20 protein-coding genes are annotated in these 22,999 nt (G+C 71.0%); 13 read left to right on the forward strand and 7 right to left on the reverse strand.

The genetic code is table 11. The annotated features are described in order from the left end of the window. Positions 1-66 precede the first annotated feature (66 nt). Positions 67-660, reverse strand: a complete 594-nt coding sequence (locus tag AC2XR2_RS26085) for a rhomboid family intramembrane serine protease (protein ID WP_491516454.1) — start codon at positions 658-660, stop codon at positions 67-69. 79 nt (positions 661-739) lie between these two features. On the opposite strand from AC2XR2_RS26085, the gene AC2XR2_RS26090 reads away from it, so the two are divergent. The 7 genes from AC2XR2_RS26090 (at position 740) to AC2XR2_RS26120 (ending at position 5,569) form a co-directional block, all read left to right on the forward strand. Beyond that, the gene (locus tag AC2XR2_RS26090) at positions 740-1,420 is read left to right on the forward strand and encodes a UbiX family flavin prenyltransferase (RefSeq protein WP_491516455.1); all 681 of its coding nucleotides are present in this window, start codon (positions 740-742) and stop codon (positions 1,418-1,420) included. A gap of 107 nt (positions 1,421-1,527) precedes the next feature. Beyond that, positions 1,528-1,983, forward strand: coding sequence for an Lrp/AsnC family transcriptional regulator (locus AC2XR2_RS26095; protein WP_123762393.1), 456 nt, complete (start codon positions 1,528-1,530; stop codon positions 1,981-1,983). 38 nt (positions 1,984-2,021) lie between these two features. Beyond that, positions 2,022-3,185, forward strand: a complete 1,164-nt coding sequence (gene mqnE / locus AC2XR2_RS26100; protein WP_123762394.1) for an aminofutalosine synthase MqnE — start codon at positions 2,022-2,024, stop codon at positions 3,183-3,185. 75 nt (positions 3,186-3,260) lie between these two features. Beyond that, positions 3,261-3,908, forward strand: a complete 648-nt coding sequence (locus AC2XR2_RS26105; RefSeq protein ID WP_491516456.1) for a UdgX family uracil-DNA binding protein — start codon at positions 3,261-3,263, stop codon at positions 3,906-3,908. Positions 3,909-3,924: 16 nt separating this feature from the next. After that, positions 3,925-4,449 (forward strand): GNAT family N-acetyltransferase, encoded by a 525-nt coding sequence (locus AC2XR2_RS26110; RefSeq protein ID WP_491516457.1) that lies wholly within the window; start codon positions 3,925-3,927, stop codon positions 4,447-4,449. Between the two features lie 75 nt (positions 4,450-4,524). Further along, positions 4,525-4,836: a DUF4229 domain-containing protein gene (locus AC2XR2_RS26115; RefSeq protein ID WP_330265124.1), complete on the forward strand. Its 312-nt coding sequence runs from the start codon at positions 4,525-4,527 to the stop codon at positions 4,834-4,836. A 46-nt stretch (positions 4,837-4,882) separates the two neighbouring features. Continuing rightward, positions 4,883-5,569 carry a TetR/AcrR family transcriptional regulator gene (locus tag AC2XR2_RS26120; RefSeq protein WP_381302932.1) on the forward strand — a complete coding sequence of 229 codons (687 nt, stop codon included), beginning with the start codon at positions 4,883-4,885 and terminating at the stop codon, positions 5,567-5,569. On the opposite strand, the gene AC2XR2_RS26125 is transcribed toward AC2XR2_RS26120, so the two are convergent. Next, the gene (locus AC2XR2_RS26125) at positions 5,554-6,429 is read right to left on the reverse strand and encodes a MaoC family dehydratase (RefSeq protein ID WP_381302933.1); all 876 of its coding nucleotides are present in this window, start codon (positions 6,427-6,429) and stop codon (positions 5,554-5,556) included. The two genes, AC2XR2_RS26120 and AC2XR2_RS26125, sit on opposite strands and share 16 nt — an antisense overlap. Positions 6,430-6,530: 101 nt before the next feature. Continuing rightward, positions 6,531-7,835 carry a 3-oxoacyl-ACP reductase gene (locus AC2XR2_RS26130; RefSeq protein ID WP_491516458.1) on the reverse strand — a complete coding sequence of 435 codons (1,305 nt, stop codon included), beginning with the start codon at positions 7,833-7,835 and terminating at the stop codon, positions 6,531-6,533. Positions 7,836-7,923: 88 nt separating this feature from the next. On the opposite strand from AC2XR2_RS26130, the gene AC2XR2_RS26135 reads away from it, so the two are divergent. From AC2XR2_RS26135 to AC2XR2_RS26150, 4 genes are all read left to right on the forward strand, one after another. Beyond that, a complete protein-coding gene (locus tag AC2XR2_RS26135; protein ID WP_491516459.1) occupies positions 7,924-9,210 on the forward strand; it encodes an acetyl-CoA C-acetyltransferase in 1,287 nt (428 codons plus the stop codon). A gap of 219 nt (positions 9,211-9,429) precedes the next feature. Next, positions 9,430-11,346 carry an AMP-dependent synthetase/ligase gene (locus AC2XR2_RS26140; RefSeq protein ID WP_381302936.1) on the forward strand — a complete coding sequence of 639 codons (1,917 nt, stop codon included), beginning with the start codon at positions 9,430-9,432 and terminating at the stop codon, positions 11,344-11,346. Positions 11,347-11,489: 143 nt separating this feature from the next. Next, the gene (locus tag AC2XR2_RS26145; RefSeq protein ID WP_491516460.1) at positions 11,490-13,778 is read left to right on the forward strand and encodes an MFS transporter; all 2,289 of its coding nucleotides are present in this window, start codon (positions 11,490-11,492) and stop codon (positions 13,776-13,778) included. A gap of 88 nt (positions 13,779-13,866) precedes the next feature. Next, positions 13,867-15,234, forward strand: coding sequence for an FG-GAP and VCBS repeat-containing protein (locus AC2XR2_RS26150; RefSeq protein WP_491516461.1), 1,368 nt, complete (start codon positions 13,867-13,869; stop codon positions 15,232-15,234). Here AC2XR2_RS26150 and AC2XR2_RS26155 read toward each other — a convergent pair. Together AC2XR2_RS26155 and AC2XR2_RS26160 are read right to left on the reverse strand one after the other, a co-directional pair. Next, positions 15,206-15,403: a DUF397 domain-containing protein gene (locus tag AC2XR2_RS26155; RefSeq protein WP_330265118.1), complete on the reverse strand. Its 198-nt coding sequence runs from the start codon at positions 15,401-15,403 to the stop codon at positions 15,206-15,208. The two genes, AC2XR2_RS26150 and AC2XR2_RS26155, sit on opposite strands and share 29 nt — an antisense overlap. After that, a complete protein-coding gene (locus AC2XR2_RS26160; RefSeq protein ID WP_391191799.1) occupies positions 15,400-16,254 on the reverse strand; it encodes a helix-turn-helix domain-containing protein in 855 nt (284 codons plus the stop codon). The genes AC2XR2_RS26155 and AC2XR2_RS26160 overlap by 4 nt, the downstream gene beginning before the upstream one ends. 117 nt (positions 16,255-16,371) lie before the next feature. Between AC2XR2_RS26160 and AC2XR2_RS26165 the strand changes: the two genes are divergently transcribed. Continuing rightward, positions 16,372-16,791, forward strand: a complete 420-nt coding sequence (locus AC2XR2_RS26165; RefSeq protein ID WP_381302941.1) for an ATP-binding protein — start codon at positions 16,372-16,374, stop codon at positions 16,789-16,791. Between the two features lie 39 nt (positions 16,792-16,830). Beyond that, complete coding sequence (locus tag AC2XR2_RS26170; RefSeq protein ID WP_491516462.1) at positions 16,831-17,463, forward strand: hypothetical protein; 633 nt, start codon at positions 16,831-16,833, stop codon at positions 17,461-17,463. A 19-nt stretch (positions 17,464-17,482) separates the two neighbouring features. On the opposite strand, the gene AC2XR2_RS26175 is transcribed toward AC2XR2_RS26170, so the two are convergent. Both AC2XR2_RS26175 and AC2XR2_RS26180 read right to left on the reverse strand, forming a co-directional pair. Next, positions 17,483-22,012: a Tat pathway signal protein gene (locus AC2XR2_RS26175; RefSeq protein WP_491516463.1), complete on the reverse strand. Its 4,530-nt coding sequence runs from the start codon at positions 22,010-22,012 to the stop codon at positions 17,483-17,485. Beyond that, positions 22,009-22,998 (reverse strand): hypothetical protein, encoded by a 990-nt coding sequence (locus AC2XR2_RS26180; protein ID WP_491516464.1) that lies wholly within the window; start codon positions 22,996-22,998, stop codon positions 22,009-22,011. Before AC2XR2_RS26180 ends, AC2XR2_RS26175 begins: the two co-directional genes overlap by 4 nt. Between the last annotated feature and the right edge of the window lies 1 nt (position 22,999).

Here is a 22,999-nt window from a genome sequence, read left to right on the forward strand (position 1 = left end):
CCCGGGACCGCCGGTCCGTTGCGGGCTGCGGACCGGTGGGGGCTGGTCGCGCAGTTCCCCGCGCCCCTAGGTGGGTACAGGTCCCCGGCGTTTGAAGGCGAACGCTGTTGCCACCCCTGCCAGCAGTCCCAGCAGGTGGCCCTGCCAGCTGACCCCCGACTGTGTGGGGGCCAGGCCCACCAGGATCGACGTGCCCCAGACCGCCGCGACCAGGAGGCCCACCAGGACACCCAGGGGGCGGCGCTCCACGAAGCCGGTCACCACCAGGTAGCCGAAGAGGCCGAAGATCAGGCCGGACGCGCCCGCCGTGTTGGTGTGGGCCGGGGCTATGAGCCAGACGCCGAGGCCGTCGGCCACGATGATCGCCGCGCAGACCATCGCGAAGCGCCGGATGCCGCCGAGGGCCGCGAGGAACCCCATCACCAGCAGCGGGACGCTGTTCGCCGCCACGTGGGCGAAGCCGAAGTGGATGAACGCGGCCGGTACGACGTCGACCAACTCGAACGAGGTGCGCGGGGTGATGCCGAAGCCGTCGAGGGCGTGGCCGCTCGCCACGTCCACCACTTCCAGCAGCCACAGCAGCGCGACCCAGCCCAGCATCAGCTTGGCCGCGGCCTTCGCCCGATCGCCGCGCGACCACTCGAGTTCCGTGCCCGTCATGACAGCCCCTTCCCCCTCAGAAGAACGCCCGGCCCCCTTGACCGGTTCCCACCCTGCGTCGCCGGATAGGCTCGGGGGTGTGAACCCAGTCAAGCCAGGAAAGACACGGCGTACGCCTTGGATCGTAGGGGTGTCCGGCGCCTCCGGCACCCCGTATGCCGCGTCCGTGCTGCGCGCGCTCCTCACCGCCGGGGAGAGCGTCGACCTGGTGGTCTCCCGGGCCTCCCGGCTCACCCTGCTCGACGAGACGGGCATCTCCTTCCGGGACGCGCACTGGCGCGAGGACCTGCGGGAATGGCTGGCCCGCGGGGCCGACGGCAAGCCAGCGGGCTTCGACGCCGACCTCGACGCGGTGCGGTACTGGAACGCGGGGGACCTGGCCGCCGGGCCGTCCTCGGGGTCGTATGCCACGAAGGGGATGCTCATCGTGCCGGCCTCCACGGCCTGTGTCGCGGGCGTCGCCCTCGGTCTGTCGAAGGATCTGCTCCAGCGCGCGGCGAGCGTCACACTGAAGGAGCGCCGGCCGCTGGTCGTGGCGGTACGGGAGACCCCCTTGAACGGGCAGACCCTCCGGCACCTGGTCACGCTGGACGACGCCGGCGCGAGCGTGGTCCCGGCCTCGCCGGGCTTCTACGCGGGCGCCACCCACATCCAGGACCTGGTGGACTTCGTCGCCGGGCGGGTGCTGGACGCGGCGGGCGTCGAGCACGGCCTGTACCGGCGCTGGCAGGGCGAGCTGGGCGCCGGCAGCGCCGACTGACGGGGCAGGGGCACGGGAGCGCGGAAACACGGGGGCGCAGGGGCGCAGGGCAAGTCGCAGTACCTCTCAGCACGTTCAGGAACTTTTCAGCGGAAGGCATCGATCGCATGGACGCGGTGGACAGGCAGCTCATCCAGGCCCTGAGGGAGAACGGCCGGGCCTCCTACGCGGAGCTGGGGCGCCTCGTCGGTCTGTCGGGACCCAGCGTCACGGACCGCATCAACCGGCTGGAGGCGGCCGGGGTCATCACCGGTTACCGCGCCACCGTCGACGCCGCCTCGCTCGGCCTCGGCGTGATCGCGCTGATCGGCATCTCGCTGTCCGACGCGGCCGACCACGAGGACGTGGCGCGGCGCCTTCGGGACCTCAGCGAGATCGAGGACTGCTGGTTCATCGCGGGCGACGACTCGTACATGCTCAAGGTGCGGGCGTCGGACGTGGACGGCCTGGAGAAGACGATCCGGCGGCTGTCCGGGACCAAGGGCGTCTCCCGCACCCGTACCACGATCGTGCTCTCCACGAAGTGGGAGAACCGGGTCGGAGAGCTGCCCGAAGAGGCGTAGACGTACGGTGGGACAGGTCTTCGAGGAAAGGTGTGGTCATGGACGTCGGGCTCAAGCGCGAGCTGGAGGAGAAGGTCAGGGCCGGTGAGCGCCTGACCCGTGAGGACGGCATCGCGCTGTACGAGTCGGACGACCTGGCATGGCTGGGCGGACTCGCGCACGAGGTGCGGACGCGGAAGAACGGCGATGTCGTCCACTTCAACGTCAACCGGCACCTCAACATGACCAACGTGTGCACGGCGTCCTGCGCCTACTGCTCCTTCCAGCGCAAGCCGGGGGAGAAGGACGCCTACACGATGCGCATCGAGGAGGCGGTGAAGCTCGCCAAGGCGATGGAGGGCGAGAACCTCACCGAGCTCCACATCGTCAACGGCCTGCACCCGAACCTGCCGTGGCGCTACTACCCGCGGTCGCTGCGGGAGTTGAAGGCGGCGCTGCCGGACGTCTCCCTGAAGGCGTTCACCGCGACCGAGATCCATCACTTCGAGACGATCAGCGGGCTGAGCGCGAGCGAGATCCTCGACGAGCTCATCGACGCCGGTCTCGAGTCGTTGACCGGCGGTGGCGCCGAGATCTTCGACTGGGAGGTCCGGCAGCACATCGTGGACCACAGGACCCACTGGGAGGACTGGTCCCGGATCCACCGGCTGGCGCACGAGAAGGGTCTGAAGACCCCGAGCACCATGCTGTACGGCCACATCGAGGAGCCGCGGCACCGGGTGGACCACGTCCTCCGTCTGCGTGAACTCCAGGACGAGACCGGCGGTTTCCAGGTCTTCATCCCGCTGCGCTACCAGCACGACTTCGTGGACGTGAAGGACGGCAAGGTCCGCAACAGGCTGCAGGCCCGTACCCGGATGGCGACCGGTGCCGAGGCGCTGAAGACCTTCGCGGTCTCCCGGCTGCTGTTCGACAACGTCCCGCACGTCAAGGTCTTCTGGGTCATGCACGGCGTCCAGACCGCGCAGCTGGCGTTGCAGCACGGCGCGGACGACATGGACGGGTCGGTCGTCGAGTACAAGATCACCCACGACGCGGACAACTACGGGACGCCGAACAAGCTGACCCGTGAGGATCTGCTGGACCTGATCCGGGACGCGGGGTTCCGGCCGGTGGAGCGGAACACTCGGTACGAGGTGATCCGGGAGTACGACGGGCCTGACGCGGGGCGTCGGGAGTCTCCTCAGCCGATGCGGGTCTGATTTTCGGCTGCGGGTGCGTGGGGGGCGGGCGTTGTGCGCGGTTCCCCGCGCCCCTGGGGTGGGTACTCGGACCGTATGCCCCAGAATGCGCCGGAAGATGCCTTCACCGCGGAACCCTTCGTTCCGTCCCGTGGCGGGCTGGACGCCTTCCGCCGCGCCGCCGCCGGCTGCCGTGGCTGTCCTCTCCACCGGGACGCCACCCAGACCGTCTTCGGCACGGGAAACCCCCACGCGCGGGTGATGCTCGTGGGGGAGCAGCCCGGGGATCAGGAGGACCGGCAGGGGAAGCCGTTCGTCGGGCCGGCCGGGAAGCTGCTGGACCGGGCGCTCGCGGAGGCCGGGATCGATCCCGCGCAGGCCTACGTCACCAACGCGGTGAAGCACTTCAAGTTCACGCAGGCCGAGCCCCGGAAGCGGCGGATCCACAAGGCGCCGAGCCTGCGGGAGATGACGGCCTGCGGGCCCTGGCTCGCCAAGGAGCTGGAGTTCGTCGAACCGGAGCTGATCGTCGTCCTCGGGGCCACCGCCGGCAAGGCGCTGCTCGGCTCCTCGTTCCGCGTCACGCAGGTGCGGGGCACCGTGCTGGAGGAGGAGATCCACGGGCGGCGGGAGCGGCTGGTGCCGACCGTGCATCCGTCGGCCGTGCTGCGCGCCGAGGACCGGGAGGCCGCGTACCGGGGACTGGTGGCGGACCTGGAGGTCGCGGCCCACGCGATGGCGTAAGGGTTACGATGCTCACGTGTCCCTTACGTTTACTCTCGACCCGGCCGTCACTCCCGCCCTCCGGGACGGCATTCTCGACCTGTGGACGGACGTCAGCAACGCGGGCGGTGCCGTGGGGTTCGTCGCGCCCGTGGAGCGCGAGGCCATCCGTCCCGAGCTGGTGCGGCACTTCGTGGCGATGGCCGAGGGCCGCACCCGGCTGCTCGTGGGGCAGGACGCCGAGGGCCGGGTGGCCGCCGTCGCGTTCCTCGCCTTCAACACCCACCGGCTGATGACCCACTGGCTGTGGCTGTACACCGTCATGGTGCATCCGCGTCACCAGGGCAGGGGCTACGGCCGGGACCTGCTCGGCGCCGCCGCGGACGCGGCCCGCGGCATCGACGGCATCGAGGCGATACGGCTGACCTGCCGCGGCGGCCTCGGTCTGGAGCGCTTCTACGGCTCCTGCGGTTACAAGGAGGTCGGCCGCGTACCCGGCGCGATCCGGGTCGCACCCGGGGACGACCGCGACGACGTGATCATGCTGCTGCCGCTGACCTGACCCCCGTCGAAGATCGGGTGCCCGGCGTGCTTCACTGGACGGTGCCCCGTTTTTGAACCGGAAGAGTGGATTGACATGCTCCGCTACACGCTGATGCGCCTCGGGATCTTCGTGGGCTGCCTCGTGGTCGTCTGGGGCCTCGTCTACGCCGGCCTCGCCCCGCGCGGCCTCGGCTCCTCCAACGGCATGTGGATCGTCCTGCTCTCCCTGCTGATCTCGGCCCCCATCAGCTTCGTCGTCCTGCGCAAGGAGCGTGACCGCGCCTCCGTCCAGGTCGCCCAGCGGGTCGACCGCATGAAGGCCAACCTGGACGCCAACCGCAGCCAGGAGGACGAGACGGTCGAAGAGGCCGGTCGCACCCAGGGCCAGGCCCCGCAGACCTCCTGAGCGCAACGCCCCCGCCGCCGCGGCAACATGACCGTACGCTTTGGGCATGGGTGTCGTGAAGAGCAAGCGGATGCCGCGCGCGGTGCGGGAGCAGCAGATGCTGGACGCCGCTGTGGAGATCTTCGGGCAGCGTGGGTACATGGCCGCCTCGATGGACGAGATCGCCGAACTCGCCGGGGTGTCCAAGCCGTTGGTCTATCTGTACCTGAACTCCAAGGAAGACCTCTTCACCGCGTGCATCCGCCGGGAGGCGGCCGCGCTCACCGAGGCCGTGCGGACGGGCGTGCGGACCGAACTGCCCGTCGACCGGCAGCTGTGGGACGGACTGCTGGCCTTCTTCACGCACACCTCGCAGCACCCGCACGGCTGGTCCGTGCTGCACCTCCAGGCCCGGATCCACGGTGAGGCGTTCGTCGCCGAGGTCACCGCGATGCGCGAGGAGATCGTCGCGTTCGTGACCCAGCTGATCGTGGTCGCGGCCCGCGAGGCACACCGCGACCCCGATCTGCCCGAGCGCGAGGTCGCCGGGCTCGCCGAGGCCCTCGTCGGTGCCGCCGAGTCCCTGGCCGCCTGGGCCAACGCGACCCCGGGGGTGACGGCACGGCAGTCGGCGGCGACCCTCATGAACTTCGCCTGGGCCGGCCTCGGGAACCTCATGGAGAACCGGCCCTGGATCCCCGAGGCCGTCCCCGCCGTCCCCGCCGAGGGCGCGCCGCTTCAGGTCAGCGGGTAGACGCCCCCGCTCACGTGCACGCGGTCGGCGCCGCACAGCTCGAACCGTTCACCGTTCGCCGCGTACGTCACCGTGCCCGGCAGCAGCACCGGGGCCCTGAACTCCGCCCGGACCAGCACCGCCTGGGGTGTGCCGTGGGCCGCCAGGCAGCGGGCCGCCGTCCACATGCCGTGCGCGATCGCCCTCTTGAAGCCGAAGAGGCGGGCCGTGAACGGGTACAGGTGGATCGGGTTGCGGTCGCCGGACGCGGCGGCGTAACGCCGTCCGATGTCCCCGGCCAGCCGCCACTCGTCGACGCCGGGAAGCGGCTCGTGCGCCTCCCGCCCGGACTCCCGCCCAGGCCCCTGCCCGGACTCCCGCTCGGGCTCCCGTTCCGGGCCCGCCCCCGTGGTGCGGTGCCGTGCCAGATACGTGCTCACCGACTCCCATACGACGTCCTCGCCCACCCGCAGCTCGGTGACCACCGCGGCCTCCGTACCGCGCCGGTGCGGGGCCAACCCGTCGATGCGCACGGAGAGTTCGTACGTCCCGGTTGCCGCCAGTTCCCGGTACCGGGTGATCTCGATCGACGTGTGCACCAGCCCGAGCAGCGGCAGCGGGAAGTCCGGCCCGCTCATCAGGCTCATCGCGAGCGGAAAGCCCAGCACATGCGGATACGTCACCGGCAGCGCGTCCTCCCCGGTCGGGAACCCGCACACCCGCTCGTACGCGGCCAGCCGCGCGAGATCGACCCGCAGCCCGGGCAGCACGAGCCGCGTCCGCGGGAAGTCCGCGCCGGCCGAGGGCCGCTTGAAGGGGGACCGCAGGGCACCGGCGGCGAGGAGCGGCACGAGGGAGGGCGACTGCGTGAGCACCCGCACCGGGCCCGCCAAGTGGGCGGCGGGAGCCGCGGGTTGCTCCGGGTCCCGCGAGGGCGCGCTCTCGGGGCACCTGTCCCCGGGGGCCGAACCGTGGCTCTCCACTACGCCCCCAGCAGACTCTGGCCGCACACCCGCACGACCTGCCCGTTCACCGCGCCGGACGCCGGGTGCGCCAGCCAGGCCGTGGTCTCGGCCACGTCGGACGGGAGGCCGCCCTGGGCGAGGGAGTTCATGCGCCGTCCGGCCTCCCGGATGAACAGCGGGACCGCCGCCGTCATCCTGGTCTCGATGAACCCGGGCGCCACCGCGTTCACCGTGACCCCGTGCCCGGCCAGCGCCCGGGGTGCCAGCGAACGCACCAGACCGGCCACGCCCGCCTTGCTCGCGCCGTAGTTCGTCTGCCCGGCGTTCCCCGCGAGCCCCGCGATGGAGGCGGTGGCGACGATCCGCCCGCCCGGCCGCAGCGTCCCCGCCTCCAGCAGCGCGTCCGTCGTGCGCAGCACACTCGCCAGGTTGACGTCGAGCACCGAACTCCAGCGCTCGGCAGGCATGTTGACCAGCCGCCGGTCCCGGGTGATCCCCGCGTTGTGGACCAGCACGTCCAGCCCGTCGGGCACCGCCTCGGCGATCCGTACGCCCGCGTCGGCGGCCGTGATGTCGAGCGCGAGCGCCCGTCCCCCGAGCCGCGCGGCCAGCTGCTCGGCGTCCGCCCGCGCCCCCGGCACATCGAGTACGACCACCCGCGCCCCGTCCCTCGCCAGCGTCTCGGCGACCGCCGCGCCGATGCCCCGCGCACCGCCGGTCACCAGGGCCGTCCGCCGGGCGAGCGGGAGGGACCAGTCGACCTCGGTGTCCTGAGGGGTCTCGCCGACCTCGATCACCTGGCCGCTGACGTAGGCGGACCTGGGGGAGAGCAGGAACCGCAGGGTCGACTCGGCGGCGGCCGCGTCGGTCAGCCGTACCAGATTGACCGTTCTGCCACCGCCGATCTCCTTGCCGAGCGAGCGCGTGAAGCCCTCCAACGCCTGCTGGACGGCGGCCTGGTGGTGGTCGACACCGGAGAGCGGCGACCCCAGGACGACGACCCGTCCGCTGGTGGCGACCGACCGCACGACCGGGTGCAGGGCCGCGTGGACCTCCGCCAGGTCATCGACGTCCCGCACGCCGGTGGCGTCCAGGAGGACCCCGGCGGGCGCCTCCGCGGACGAGACGAAGCCCAGCGCGGGAGAGAGGGAGTCCAGTCCGGACAGCTGGGACTTCCCCGCCGTCAGGAGCAGCGCCCCGCCCTCGAAGCCTTCCGACCCCGCCGACCACCGCCGCAGCCGCGCCGGCTGCGGGAGGCCGAGCCTGCGGGTGAGGAACCGGCCCGGCGCGGTACCGGTGAAGCTCAGATAGCGGTCGGCCATGTCCATCTCCCGGGTCGGTCGCAGATTCCTTACTCTGGAGTAAGGTTACCGCAGGTAAGTCAATCTCAGAGGTGAGGAGCTGGTGGAGATGAGCCCCTTGAAGCCGCCGGTCGCCCGGCGCGTCGCGGTCGTCGCGGGCGCCCGCCTGCCCTTCGCCCGCTCCGACGGCCCCTACGCCACCGCCTCGAACCAGGAGATGCTCACCGCGGCCCTCGACGCCCTCGTGGAGCGGCAGGGGCTCGAAGGGCCGGGCGCCGTGGGCGAGTTCGTCGCCGGTGCCGTCCTCAAGCACAGCCGGGACTTCAACCTCGCCCGCGAGACCGTGCTCGGCTCGAAGCTGGACCCGCGCACTCCGGCGTACGACATCCAGCAGGCCTGCGGGACCGGTCTCCAGGCCGTCATCGCCGCCGCCAACAAGATCGCGCTGGGGCAGACGGAGTCCGCGATCGCGGGCGGCGCGGACACCGCGAGCGACGCGCCGCTCGGCGTCAACGACGAGCTGCGCCGCATCCTGCTGGAGGCGCGGCGGGCGAAGTCGGCCGGTGCCCGGCTGAAGGCGCTCGCGCGCATCCGGCCGGCCCATCTGGTCCCCGACATCCCGCGCAACGCCGAGCCCCGCACCGGGCTCTCGATGGGCGAGCACGCCGCCGTGACCGCCGCCGCGTGGGGAGTGACCCGGCAGGACCAGGACGAGCTGGCGGCGACGAGCCACCAGCGGCTGGCGGCGGCGTACGAGCGGGGGTTCTTCCGGGAGTTGGTGGTCCCCTTCCGGGGCCTGGCCCGCGACCAGAACCTCCGCCCGGACTCGACACCCGGGAAACTCGCCGCACTGAAGCCGGTGTTCGGCCTCAAGGGACCCGACCCGACCATGACCGCCGGGAACTCCACCCCGCTCACGGACGGCGCCGCGGTCGTCCTGCTGGCCTCCGAGGAGTGGGCCGAGGCGCGCGGCCTGGAGGTGCAGGCCTACCTCACCGCGTACGAGACGGCGGCCGTGGACTTCGTGCGGGGCGATGTCGCGCAGGGTGAGGACGGTCTGCTGATGGCCCCCGCCCACGCCGTCCCCCGCATGCTGGAGCGGGCCGGTCTCGGTCTCGACGACTTCGACCTGGTCGAGATCCACGAGGCCTTCGCCTCCCAGGTCCTCGCGACCCTCGCGGCCTGGGAGAAGCGGGGGCTGGGCCCGGTGGACCGGACCCGCCTCAACGTCGCCGGGTCCTCGCTCGCCACCGGTCACCCCTTCGCCGCGACCGGCGCCCGGATCGTGGCCACCCTCGCCAGGCTGCTGGCCGAGCGGGAGGGGCCCGGCCGCGGGCTGATCTCGGTGTGCGCGGCGGGCGGACAGGGCGTGACGGCGATTCTGGAGCGACCGTAGGAGGGGAGAAGTGACAACCTCTCACTTTGCGGTCGAGGTTGCACAGTCCCGGCTCCGGACCATCAACGAACCCGCACAGGCTCACCACTTGAGCCACTTAGGATCACCGTCCTAACCCCCGGTAACCCTTCCAGGCGCACTCGCGGGTGAACGCCCCGGTACGTCCCCTGCGTACCTCATGCAGGAGCGGTATCGAGCTGCACGTCCCAGGAGCTGACCATGTCCCTCTCGTACGTGTCCGGCCACGACTACGACGGCGCCCCGGTGCTCGTGGAACCCGAGATCGTGCGGCTGGACGGTGAGGTCCGCGAGGTGTCGGTGCCGCCGCTGGTCCCGCCGCTGACCCACGGCTCGCTGGCCGACCTGCCCTTCGACAACGCCGAGACGGCTCCGGAGCAGCGGGTGATGAGCCGCCGTACCGAGGACGGCCGGTGGGTCGACCTGACGGCGGCGGAGTTCGCGCAGCAGGTGCTGGCCCTGGCCAAGGGCCTGATCTCCGAGGGCCTGATGCCGGGCGACCGGGTCGCGATCATGGCCCGTACGACGTACGAGTGGACGCTCCTCGACTTCGCCGCCTGGGCCGCCGGTCTGGTCACGGTCCCCGTCTACCCGACCTCCTCGGTCTTCCAGACCCGGTTCATCCTCCAGGACTCCGGCGCGGTCGCCCTGGTGACCGAGACCGCCGCACAGGCCGCCGCCCTCGGCCCGGAGCTGAGCCGCCTGCCGGACCTGCGGCACATGTGGATCATGGAGAAGGGGCATGTGGAGCGGCTGGCCGAGCTCGGCCAGGCCGTCCCGGACCAGGAGATCGGCGTACGGCGCGGCATGCTGGGCCCGGCCACGGTCGCCACCGTCGTCTACACCTCCGGCACCACCGGCCGTCCCAAGGGCTGTGTGCTCAGCCACGGCAACTTCCTCACCGAGGTCGACAACGCGATCGAGCTGCTCTACCCGGTCTTCAAGTCGAAGTCGGACGACACCGACCTGGCGACCCTGCTCTTCCTGCCCATCTCGCACGTCTTCGGCCGGATGGTCGCCGTCGCCTGCGTCCGCGCCCGGGTCCGCCTCGGGCACGCGCCGAGCCTCCAGGCCGAGGACCTGCTGGCCGACCTGGCCAGCTTCAGACCGACCTTCCTCCTCGTGATCCCGTACATGCTGGAGAAGGTCTTCAACAACGCCCGCGCCAAGGCGGAGAGCGGCGGCCGGGTCACCGTCTTCGACCGCGCGACCAATGTCGCCGTCCGCTACGGCGAGGCGATGGAGTCCCGTCACGCGGGCACCGGCTCCGGCCCCGGCGCGGCCCTGAAGGCGGCCCGCACCTTCTACGACCCGCTGGTGTACCGCCGTATCCGCAACGCCATGGGCGGCCGGATCCGGCACATCATCTCCGGCGGCTCCCCGCTCGGCCGCCGCCTCGCCGCGTTCTACGCGGGCGCGGGCATGGAGATCTACGAGGGCTACGGCCTGACCGAGTCGACCGGGGCCGCGACCTGCACCCCGCCCCTCAAGCCCCGCCTCGGCACGGTCGGCTGGCCCATCCCCGGCACCCGGATCCGGATCGCGGCCGACGGCGAGATCCTGCTGCACGGCGGCCAGGTGTTCCGCGGCTACTGGGACCCCTACGGCGAGGGAGTGGCCCCCGCCTCCGCCGACGGCTGGTTCCCGACCGGCGACATCGGACAGCTCGACGACGAGGGCTATCTGACGATCACCGGCCGCAAGAAGGAGATCCTGATCACCGCGGGCGGCAAGAACGTCGCCCCGGCCCCGCTGGAGAACTGGCTGCGCTCCCACCCGCTGATCTCCCAGTGCATGGTCCTCGGCGACCGGCGCCCCTACATCTCGGCGCTGATCAGCCTGGACATGGACGGCGTCAACCACTGGCGCCAGATGAACGGCAAGCACCCCGTCCCCGCCGAACTCCTGGTCAACGACGAGGAGTTGCGGGCCATCCTGCAACGGGCCGTGGACGAGGCGAACAAGCTCGTCTCGCGCCCGGAGTCCATCCGCCGCTTCACCGTCCTGCCCACCGACTTCACGGAGGCGGGGGGCCATCTGACGCCGTCGATGAAGCTGCGCCGGGAGGCGGTCATGCGGGACTTCGCCACGGAGATCGAAGGGCTGTACGAGCGCTGAGCACCCGATAGGGGCGGGTAGGTGCAGACCTTATGAAGACGTTTGCGATGTGCTGCAAGTGTGACCTAGGTTAGGTGTACGAAACGGTTTCGGACTGTGCCGTTGGTCCGAGCGAATCCGAGCCCCATGAGGGGAGCACCATCGTGGAAGCCATTCCGGCAGCCACCGCCCAGGCCGTGCCGTCCGGCCCCACCCCCGCCCCGTCGAAGCACCGGTGGTGGGCGCTGGCCGTGATCGGCCTCGCCCAGCTCATGGTCGTGCTCGACGCGACGATCGTGAACATCGCGCTGCCGTCCGCCCAGCAGGACCTGGGCTTCGACAACAACGGCCGGCAGTGGATCGTCACCGCCTACTCCCTGGCCTTCGGCAGCCTGCTGCTGCTCGGCGGCCGGCTCGCCGACCTCTTCGGCCGCAAGACCACCTTCGTCATCGGCATCGTCGGCTTCGCCGCGGCCTCCGCGGTCGGCGGCGCGGCCAACGGCTTCACCATGCTGGTCGTCGCCCGCGCGGTGCAGGGCCTCTTCGGCGCCCTGCTCGCCCCGGCCGCCCTGTCCCTGCTGACCACGACGTTCACCGAACCCAAGGAACGCGCCCGGGCGTTCGGCATCTTCGGAGCCATCGCCGGCTCCGGCGCCGCCGTCGGCCTGGTCCTCGGCGGCCTGCTCACCGAGTACCTCGACTGGCGCTGGACGCTGTACGTCAACGACGTCATCGCGGTCCTCGCGCTGGTCGGCGCGGTCGTCTTCATCGGCCGCTCCGTGCCGGCCGAGCGGCCCCGGCTCGACATCCCCGGCGTGATCCTGGTCTCCGGCGGTCTGTTCGGCATCGTCTACGGCTTCGCCAACGCGGAGACGCACGACTGGGACAACTGGATGACCTGGGGCTTCCTCGCCGCGGGCGGGGTCCTGCTGGTCGCGTTCTTCCTCTGGCAGGCCCGCGCCAAGCACCCCGTGCTGCCGCTGCGCGTCCTCGCCGACCGCGACCGCGCCGCCGCCCTGTCGACCATCCTCATCTCGTCCGCCGGGATGTTCGGCGTCTTCCTCTTCCTCACCTACTACCTCCAGTCGACGCTGGGCTACTCGCCGGTCAAGAACGGCGTGGCCTTCCTGCCGATGGTGGGCGCGCTGATGGTGATGGCGCAGCTGTCCACCAACCTGCTGGTGCCGAGGATCGGCCCCAAGACCGTCGTCCCCGTCGGCATGCTGGTGGCCGCGGGCGGCATGGTCTGGCTGACCCGCCTCGGCCTCGACAGCGGCTACGCGGCCCACGTACTGCCGCCGCTCCTGCTGCTCGGCGCCGGTCTCGGCATGTCGATGCCCGCCGCGATGAGCTACGCGACCCTCGGGGTGGCCGCCAACGACCAGGGCGTGGCCTCGGCCGCCCTCAACACCACGCAGCAGGTGGGCGGTTCGATCAGCACCGCGCTGCTGAACACCCTGGCCGCCACCGCCGCCACGAACTACGCCGCGGACCACCTGTCCGACCCGCTGGTCAGGGCGAACGCGGCCCTGCACAGCTACGAGGTCGCGTACTGGTGGTCGGCGGCCTTCTTCGCCGTCGGCGTGATCATCACGGTGCTCCTGTTCCGGGCGAAGAAGAAGGAGACGGCGCCGGTCGAGCACTCCGAGACCCCCACCCCGCCCGCCGTTCCCACCCCGGTACCGGCGTCGGCGTCGGCGTCCGCCGCGGTACGCGGTCTGGTGCGCGACGGCACGGGTGTCCCCGTACCCCGCACCGCGCTCACCCTCCTGGACGCCTCGGGCCGCCAACTGGCCCGCGCCACCTCCCGCGAGGACGGCAGCTACGCCCTGGACACCGCCGAGCGCGGCGGCCTGGTCCTGGTCGGCTCGGCCCCCGGCTACCAGCCCCAGGTGGTCACCCTGTCCGTGAACGGCACGCCGGTCTCCCACGACCTGGTGTTCCTGCCCAGCCCCGGCGGCCTGGCCGGTACGGTGCTCGGCGCGGGCGGCGAGGGCCTGCCCGGCGCGCTGGTGGTGGCCACGGACCAGCGCGGCGACGTGACGGCCTCCACCACGTCCGGCCCCGACGGCGCCTACCGCCTCGGCGACCTCCTGCCGGGCGACCACACCCTCAGCGTCAGCGCCCCCGGCCACCGTCCGACGGCGGTCCCGGTCACCGTCGCCGCGGAGAGCACCTGCGACATCCAACTGACCGTCGCGGCAACCCTGCGGGGCACCGTGCACACCCCGGACGGCCGCGCCCTGGACGACGCCAGGGTCACCCTGCTCGACGCCGCCGGCAATGTCGTCGGCACCCGCACCACCAGCGTCGACGGCAGCTACGCCTTCACCGACCTGGCCGGCGACCAGTACACGGTGATCGCCAGCGGCTACCCGCCGGTGGCCACCCAGGTCACGGTGAACGGCAGCACCGAGGGCGTCGACGTCCTGCTGGGCCACAAGGAGGCGTAGCACGTACGACGGTGACGGGGCGCCCTACAACCATGCCCCGTCACCGTGAGTCTTCTCCCTGCCTGACTCAGAACTCGGCAGGAGACCCATGTTCACCGCAAGCACCTTCCGCCTGGCGCTGGCCACCTCCGTGGCCCTGACCGGCGGGCTGCTCACCCTCTCCGTGAGCGCCGCGCACGCGGCCACCCCGGCGAAGTACGCCGACGACTTCAACGGGGACGGCTACCGCGACTACGCCGTCGCCGGCCTCGGTGGTGAGGTCACCGTGACGTACGGGACGGCCACCGGCGTCGGTACGACCACGAAGACGTTCACCCAGTCCAGCGCGGGCATCCCGGGAACCGCCGGGGACGCGGGCGGCTACGGGGACGCGTTCGGCGAGGACGTCGCCACCGCCGACCTCAACCGCGACGGATACGCCGACCTCGCCGTCGCCGACTTCACCGAGAAGGTGAGCGGCAAGGTGAGCTCCGGCGCGGTCACCATCCTGTGGGGCCGGAAGACCGGCCTCACCGGCACCGACGCCACCCGCCTCAAGGTCACCGCCCGCTCCGACCAGGGCTTCGGGAAGGCGATCGAAGCCGGTGACTTCAACGGCGACGGCAAGACCGACCTGGCCGTGGCGGACGGCTTCCGGTCCGTCTACGTGTACCGCGGCGGCTTCGCCAAGTCCGGTACGACGGGCAAGGTCACCAGGCACACCCTCGACGCCACCTTCGAGAACACCGGCCTGGTCGCCGGCAAGGTCACCAAGGACAAGGCGACCGACCTCTACGTCCTGGGCCAGGGCTACCACAGCGACAAGATGACCCAGGACGCGTGGTTCCTGCGGGGCGGCACCACCGTCAGGTCCGGCAAGGTCACGGTCGTCAACGGCTCGGCCCCCGACTACAGCCCCGCCGGTGTCGTCGCCGACTTCGACAAGGACGGCTACGGCGACCTCGCGGTCAGCGACACCCAGTACAACAACCGGGCGGGCTCGGTGGTCGTCTGGCGCGGCGGCGGCACCGGCCCGACGACGAAGTACCGTCTCACGCAGTCCACTTCGGGCGTCACCACGGCCGCCACGGCCCGCGACTACTTCGGCTCCGACCTCTCGGCCGGGGACACCAACGGCGACGGCTACCCGGACCTGGCGGTCGGCGTGCCCTACGAGAAGGTCGGCACGGTCAAGGAAGCGGGCGGCGTCCACGTCCTGCGCGGCGGGAAGTCCGGCCTGACCGGCAAGAACTCCCAGTGGTTCTCGCGCGCGACGGCGGGCGTCCCCGGGAACCCCGGCCAGTACGAGAACTTCGGCTCCCTCGTGCGCCTGCGCGACCTCGACCGCGACGGCGACCAGGACCTGCTGGTGTCGAGCAACTACTACGCCCCGGGCGTGCTGCTTCCCGGCACGGGTTCCGGCATCACGGCTACCGGAGCGCGGGAACTCAACGTGGTGGCCGCGTTCCCGCAGTAAGCGAGAGGAAGGCCGACCAGGCCGTGGGGGAGAGGGTGAGGTGAGGGCCGGTGGGGTGCTTGGAGTCGCGGAGGTGGATGGTGTCGGGGGTGACGGCGAGTTCCAGGCATTCGCCGCCCTCGCCGCCGCTGTAGCTGGACTTGAACCAGGCGAGCTGCTCGGTGTTCATAGCTCCTCCAGCTTCTGCTCGATCAACTTCCGGGACTCCGACGGGGGGAGTGCCATCGCTCGCATGATCCCATAGCGGTCTGCGATCTTCCTGACCTCTTCGGAGTCGGTGACCAGCCGCGGGTACCCCTGCACCTCCGTGTAGGCCACCTGCCCATGGCCCTTGGGCGTCAGCAGGTTGAACGCGCCGTCCATGTTGGGGTGTTCGTCGAGTGCGGACGGCATGACCTGGATCTCGATGTTCCGCCTGCCTCCGACTCTCAGGAGGTGTCGAAGCTGGTCCGCGTGCACACGCCGTCCGCCGATCGGCCTGTCCAGCACGATCTCTTCGAGGACGTAGCTCACCATCGGTGACGGCCAACGCTCGAAGACCAGCTGGCGGGAGAGCCGGTCCGTGACGCGCTTCTCGATCGTCTCCTCGTCCAGAAGCGGGCGCCGCTTGGAGAACACCGCTCGCGCGTAGTCCTCGGTCTGCAACAAGCCCGGCACCCCGTGGTTGGCGTAGAAGTGCAGCTCGACCGCCTCGGCCTCCAGCCCCGCATAACTCCGGTACCACTCCGGATGTCGGGTCCGAGCCCGCGTCATCGCCTCCTCGACCTCGGGGACGACCTCCTTCAACAGGCCACCCGCGTCGAGGAGTTCGTCCGCCTTGAGCAGGACCTCCGGTCGGAGTGTCCGTACGCCCCGCTCCATCGCCGAGACCGCGTCGGGGCCGTAGCCCACCAGCTCCCCGAACTCCTTCTGCGTGAGCCCCTTCCGCTCGCGCAGCAGCTTGACCATCTTGCCCAGGGCGACGAACAGCCCCGCCGTACCGTCCGCCTCCGCAGGCGTCTCCGGCCTCCGCTCGACCACCGGCCTCACCCCTCCCACCCGACAACCCGTACACCGGACACTCCGTACCCGTACAACTACCCAGCGTCGCCGGGTCGCCCCTGGTCAGCGTAGAGACAACCCAGCACGCTCAGTCACGTGAACGCCGAAATCTCCACCCCCACCGACGAACTGACCCAGCGTCTGAGCGCCACTCCACGGGGCGCCCGCCTGGCCCGCAGGCTCACCGCCACCCAGCTCACGCAGTGGGGTCATCCCCACGGCACCGAGGTGAACGACACCGCACAACACCTCGTCGCCGAGCTCGCCGCCAACGCGGTCACCCACGGCCGCGTCCCCGGAAGGGACTTCGAGCTGCGCCTCCGGCTCCTCCCGGGGAACACGCTGCGTATCGAGGTGAGCGATCCGCGAGGCGACCGCCGGCTCAGGTTCGTCCGTGCGGCGGACGGCGAACACGGGCGCGGCCTGATCCTCGTCACCCTCCTCGCGGACACCTGGGGCGTCAGCGAACGGGACGTCGGCAAGACGGTGTGGGCCGAGCTGGGGCTGGGCGGGTGATCCGGCGGCGCTCAGTATTCTTCTGGCCGGAGGTCGACGATGAACGACAGTCTGCGGTGGTTCGGAGAGCACTGCTACGACCCGCCCACGGGCCACCCGGGAATGCGGGGCGGCGTAGCGCTGACGGCGGTGCGCGGGCTTCCCGTGGCGGAACTCCTCAGGCGTCTGAGCGCCAGGGAGGACGAGATCACGGCGCCCGTCCGGTACCGGGATTTCCGCTTCACCGCCGACACTTCCTCGGCACGGCCCTGTATGTACGGGACCTCGGGGGAGTGGAGCTATGTCCTGGAGGGCTCGGGTTCCGCCACCTGGTACGAGCGCTGGTTCAACGACGATTCCGCCGTGAAGCCGCTCCCCGGGGAGGAGATGGTCTGCCTCAACCCGAACATCGCGGTCCAGCCCTGCTGGCTCGCCTACGCTCCCGGCGCGGACGGCAAGGTCTGGTTCACCGAGTTCGGCGACAGCCCCCTGAACAGCCGGAAAGTGGACACGACCGGAAAGGTGGCGGCCCTGGACGCGGCCCTGCGAGCCACCGGCGCGGTGAACCGAGGGCCGGGTGTTCCCGCCGCCGTGTGGCAGGCCGTGGGCGACTGCCTGGGCATTCGCGTCCCACGGGTGGACGTCGAGGAGGGCAATCTCCCGATCGCCCTCCTCGAAGACCCTTACGCCTGAACCGCTCTTCCCCGACGGGCTAGTCCGTCGTCATGGTGCACTGGATGAAATTCCCGGTCCGCGGGGCGCACGTCCCGAGGATCGCGGTGTCCAGCCAGTAGGCGTCCTTCTTCATCAGCCGCATCTTCTTGGCGAAGCCCGCCGAGAAGGCCGCCATGGACCCCTGGTTCTGCACTCCGGAGATGGCGGAGCGCCCGCACACCTCGTTGAAGCTGGGCACGGTTCCAGGAAGATTCCGCAGGTGGATCGTGCCGCTGTCCATCTGCGCGTAAGTCTGCACGCACTCGGAGCCGGAGGACACGGGATTGAGGCCGCCCAGCTCGGCCGGCATGCCCCCGCTGTTGTAGGTGGCGTTGAAGGAGAACTCGTCGCAGTTGGGGTCGTCGTCGGCGCTGTTCATCGCCTCCGGGTCGTAGTTCGTCCGCGCCCACCCGCTCTCGTCGCAGATCTCGTCCCTGTTGTCCCCGTCCCGTCCTCCGGGGAGGTAGTACAGCGGGGTGTCGGCCGACTCCAGGCCGGGAGAGGTGGGCATCTCGTGCTGGATGAGCCACGCGTGGGCCGCGGCCTGGGGGTACTTGGCCGCGTTGAAGGTGTAGGTGGGTGCGTAGTTGGGCACGACGCAGCCCGCCGAGGCGGTGCCGGTGAGGGTGTCGCAGCGGATCACGTCGAAGCCGCTGGAGCCTCCCAGACTCCACTGGTAGCCGACGGTCTGGATGGTCTCGTCGTCCACGGGGTCGGCGATTCCGTTGATCTGCACGTCGGGCGTGAACTCGTAGGTCTGCCCCGCGGTGGAGTTGTCCCAGGTGTAACCGGACGTGATGTAGGCGGTGTGCGTGTCGCCCGCGGTCCAACTGGGCTGTCCCCTCCAGGCGGACGGGTCGGCCTCGACCGGTGTGCAGGGAGAGTCGCACAGGTGCTCGTAGATGCCGAGCTGGATCTGGGCGAAGTCGACCGGGATGGAGACCGGCTTGACCGTGAAATGCTCCTCGAAGCTGTTGACGCCGTCGAGTTCGATCAGCCGCTGGAAGATGAAGTACGCGGTGGCCTTGATCTCGCCGTCCTTGCGGTAGTACACGGGTACTTCGCGGTTCTCGCAGACCAGGGTGCGGGTGGCGCGGGCGACCAGATCGTCGTCGTCGCACCAGTCGGCGATGCCCGCGGCGCCGCCCGGGTCGTCGGCCGCGGTCAGCTTCGGCGCGACACCGGTGTCCCGTGCGCTCTTCCCGCTCCCGGCGGCCTTCGGGATCTTGTACGGCTTCTTCAGGGGCCGTCCGAAGCAGACCTGGCCGCCGTCCTTGACGGGCCCGCAGGACTCCTTGACCGTCTGCGGAGCGGCGACGGAGGCGCCGGTCTCCTCGTCGACGACCAGCGGCTTGGTCACCTGGTCGGTCACCGGCTGGTCGGCCTGGTCCGGGTTGGGGCTGTCGGTGTCCACGGGCGGCAGCGCGAGGTCGACCGCGTGGTCCTTCGGGATGCCGTAGTCACCGGGGACGAAGGCCACCGCGTCCCACGCGATGTCGTCGTCGCCGGACCCCGTGTACGTGGAGTTGGAGAGCCTGACCTCGGGGGCGGCGTCGTTGAAGCGGAACGCGCCCAGGTAGACCCACTGGTTGTTGTGGGCGTCCTGGCTGATCTTCACCTTGGCGGTGCCCAGGGCGCTGGGTATCTCGTAGAGCGCGTCCTTGACCTGGGCGCCGGTGTCGGGGATGTGGGCGTAGATCGCGGCCTGTCCCTGGTCGACGGCCCCGTTCAGCTTCCAGTCGCCGAGGACGGTCATCCGTCCGCCGTCACCGCCGAGGTGGTCGGTGTCACGGCTGTGCGCGTACCAGAAGTGCCCCTGGTAGCCGCCGCCGATCTGGTGCAGGTCGGCCTTGGCGTCGTACTGGCCGAGACCCGGACCGGTGGCGTTGGGGTCGGCGTAGAAGGTGAACCGGAACGAGCCGTCGGTGGTGGTCGTACCGCAGGCGCCCCAGGTGTTGACCCCCGCGGGATCGGAGTCGACCACCTTCGCGCCGGAGGGCGCCCCGGAGCAGACCGGGGTGCCGTACTGGAGACGGGTGCCGCGTCCGGGCTCGCTGACCAGGGTCTGGTACTTGATGTTCTCGAAGCCGCAGGTCGTCGCGCAGTCGGCCTTCCAGGTGGCGTTGGAGGCGTTCCACCAGTACGGGGTGTAGCAGGCGGCGTCGGAGCAGACGGGCGGGTTGCCCGCGTCGCAGTTGTTCTTCGTGTTGCAGAACGTGTCCAGGGGCGGCGAGACGTGCGCCCGGTTGTAGGTCGCGCTGCCCAGGACGGTGTAGAGCCCGTTCGTGCCGTTCCAGTAGGCGGGGCGGAAGCCGGCCGAGGAGAAGCCGGACTCGCCGGGCCAGTCCTGGCGGCCCGAGGTGGCGTAGGAGTGGCCGGTGTCGATGGACCAGGCGGCCCAGCCCATCACCTTCTCCTCGTACGGCCAGTTCTGCGGATGGGCGGCGTCCTTGGCGGCCAGGGGGTCCATGTCGGTGTTCATGAAGCTCAGCCGGGAGGCCGGGTAGACCGGGTTGGCGGGGTTGTTGTACCAGCCCAGGCCCCAGTTGCCGTTGGTGCCCGCGTCGGCCTGCGTGTTGAAGCCGAGGTTGTAGTTCCACACGGCGGCGAACCAGTTCTCGGGCTTCGCCGGGTCGTCGTTGTTCACGGTGATCGTCTGGCCGGACTCGTGCACCTCGTTCCACTTGTCGGCGAGGATGTACAGCGAGGCGGCGATGTTGGTGGCGTAGTCGACGGCGATCGCACGCTGTGTGCTGACCGGCAGGGACGTCTCGCCCGCCTTCTCGTACCCGGCCTTGCGCATGCCGTCGGTGACCTGGCCGACGCCGTAGCCGCAGTCGGACTTGTCCCAGTGGATCGTCCAGTAGTCGGCGAGCGTGCCGCCGGTCTGATGGCCGTAGTAGCCGTCCACGGCCGCGAGCGGGCTGCCCGTCTGGCCCGGGATGGCGCCGGACTCGGCCTGCCACAGGTTGGACTCCTGGGCGAGGATGCCCAGTTCGACCTGGGCGGGGATGCGGCCGCCGGTGTTCAGGGTGGGGGCGGGGAACATGCCCTGCGGGTCGATGGTGGAGAGCCCGGTCTGGGAGCGCCAGCCGCCCTGGGTGAGGTAGCCGGAGCGCAGGTCGCCGCGGACGGCCATGTCCACGGCCCACTCGACCTGGTTGGGGGTCGGCTGGAGGGCCTGGGTGGCGGTGTCGTTGCGGGGGACGGAGCACCAGGCGTCGGTGTCGACCGGGTCGTGCGCCCTGGCGTCGTCGTCGGCCGCGGTCAGCGTGCTCGTCGTCGACAGCTGCGGCTTCGGGGATCCGGTCAGCGCCGGGGACGTCCTGCCGCCCGCGGTGCTGCCGGGCGCGGCGGCCGTCTGCGTCGTGCGTCTGCCGGTGGCCGGAACCGAGCCGGTGACGGTCAGGGCATGGCTGGTGGCGTCCGGCCCCGGCTCGGCCGCCGGTTCCTTGGTCGCGGTGCCGGAGAACCCGCGGCCGGCGTTCTCGATGTTGGCAACGCCCGCCTGCACAGCCGGGGAGACGACCGGGTCGACGGCCAGACGTCCACGGGTGGAGAGATCCGCGTCGGGCGAGACGTTCACCTGCTTGATGCCGGTGGCCGCGAAGCTCTTGCCGGGGCTGGCCTTCCCCGTGAGGTAGACCGTGCCGTCCGTGCCCTGGCGCAGGTTCATCGCGACGAGCTTCCCGCTCGCCACGGTCGTCTTCCTGCCGTGTGCGTAGGTCTGCACGTCGGCGTCGGCGTCGCCGGTGCGGTCGAGGTAGGTGACCGTGCCGGAGCCGGTCACGCGGATGGCGTAGGGGGCGTGCCGGGTGGCGGTGAGCTCGGTGGTCCTGCCCTTGCGGTCGACGTGGACGAGCCGGTTCCCGGCGGCCGCGACCACCCCGTCCCCGGTGGGCACGGCGGAGGTGATCTCGCCCTTCGCCGTGGTGTCGGCGACGGTGGCGCCCTTGGTGTCCACCGTGACCAGGCGCGTCTCGGCGTCCCGGAGCGCGGTGAAGGCGGCGGTGTGGGTGGCCGGGTTGCAGGTCGGGTCGAAGTAGGCGAGGGAGGCGGTGAACGGCAGCTTGGTGACGCTGCCGTCGTCGAGGTTCACGATCGCCGTGAACGCGCCGCCCATCATCAGGTCCGGCTTGTTGGTGAAGGTGCGGGGAGCGTAGACGACGGCCGCGTGGTGGTCGTCCATGACGCAGCTGTTGCCGATCCAGGTGTCGGCCGGAAGCTGCGGCTCACTGAGCACCGTGACCGTCTTCCACACGTAGGCGTTCCTGCTGTCCGCGACGAGCAGATGCAGCCCGTCGCTGTCGGCGGCGCTCGTGACCGCCCGGTCGCCGGAGGTCTTCCAGCCCTTGCCGAGGGTGGTGTCCGGTGCCTTGACGGCCCCCTTCGGCGCGGGCGCGGGGGTGGGTGCGGTCCTGGGGGCGGCGGGTGTCGCGGTGGCGGGCTGGACCTGTATCAGCCCCGCCAGCGCGGCGGTGGCGGCGAGAATCGTCAGCGCTCTTCGTCGGTCACGAGGGGAGGTCACTGTGCGTCCCTCTTCTGTACGTCGGTGACCGTGACGCGGGCAGCGCCGAGCCGCGTACGCAGGGCGTCGAGTGCGCTCCGGTGGTCCGTGATCTGCTGTTCCTGGATCTTCGAGTCCGCGGCGAACCAGATCTTGACGAGGTCGGTGCTCTGCTTGCAGTCGATGTCGGCGACCGCGACGGCGATCTCCTCCTTGGAGGGGCTGCCGTCGGTGTGGGTGACGATGTCCCCGGCGTGGTACGGGGTGTCGACCGTGTAGCCCTTGCCCTTCATGCACGTCGACCAGGCGGCGAGGGCGTTCTGCACGGCGGGTGTCCGCTGGGACCGGGTGAGGCTCTCCCCGTCGAGCTGCGAGACCAGGGAGAAGTCCATGTCCCGGGTGCCGAGTCGGTCGTCCGCCCAGCCGGCGCAGCCGTCCTTGTGGATCGCCTTGCCCTGGAAGGTGGAGGGGGCCTGTGCGGGGGCCGGGTCGGCGGGGCTGCGGCGGATGCTCGTGCGGCCGGTGAGGACCTCGACCTGGTCCTTCGTCAGCTGGGGCATCCTGGTGCCCTCCTGGTGCTGGATGGCGTCGGGCAGGCCGTAGCCGTACTTCTCCGCCTGGGCCCGGTCGGTGATGCCGTAGCGGCGGGGCATGTTGGAGTCGTCCGCGCTGGGCGGCGGGGTCTGTCCGGCGGGCGGGAAGGTGACGTGCAGGCCGTAGTCGGCCAGGCACTGGGTCTCCAGGTGCCGCTCGGCGTCGTCGAGGGCGACGGTGTCCTGGTAGGTCTCCATGTAGGCCTCCAGGGGCAGCGAGAGTCCCTTGGCGAGACCTGAGGTGGGGGTGGCCTCGGGCCAGTTGCTCCTGTCCACGCTGGAGGAGGACTCGGCGACCGGTCCCGTCCGCGGCTCGTGGGCCGTGGAGCGGGGGTGGGCGGCGGAACAGGAGGTGACAAGGGCTGCGGTGGCGGCGGCGACGGCCATCGCCACGGCTGTCCTGCGGACGGTCATC

The sequence above is a fragment of the Streptomyces sp. LS-MS-L19 genome (genome assembly GCF_058382285.1).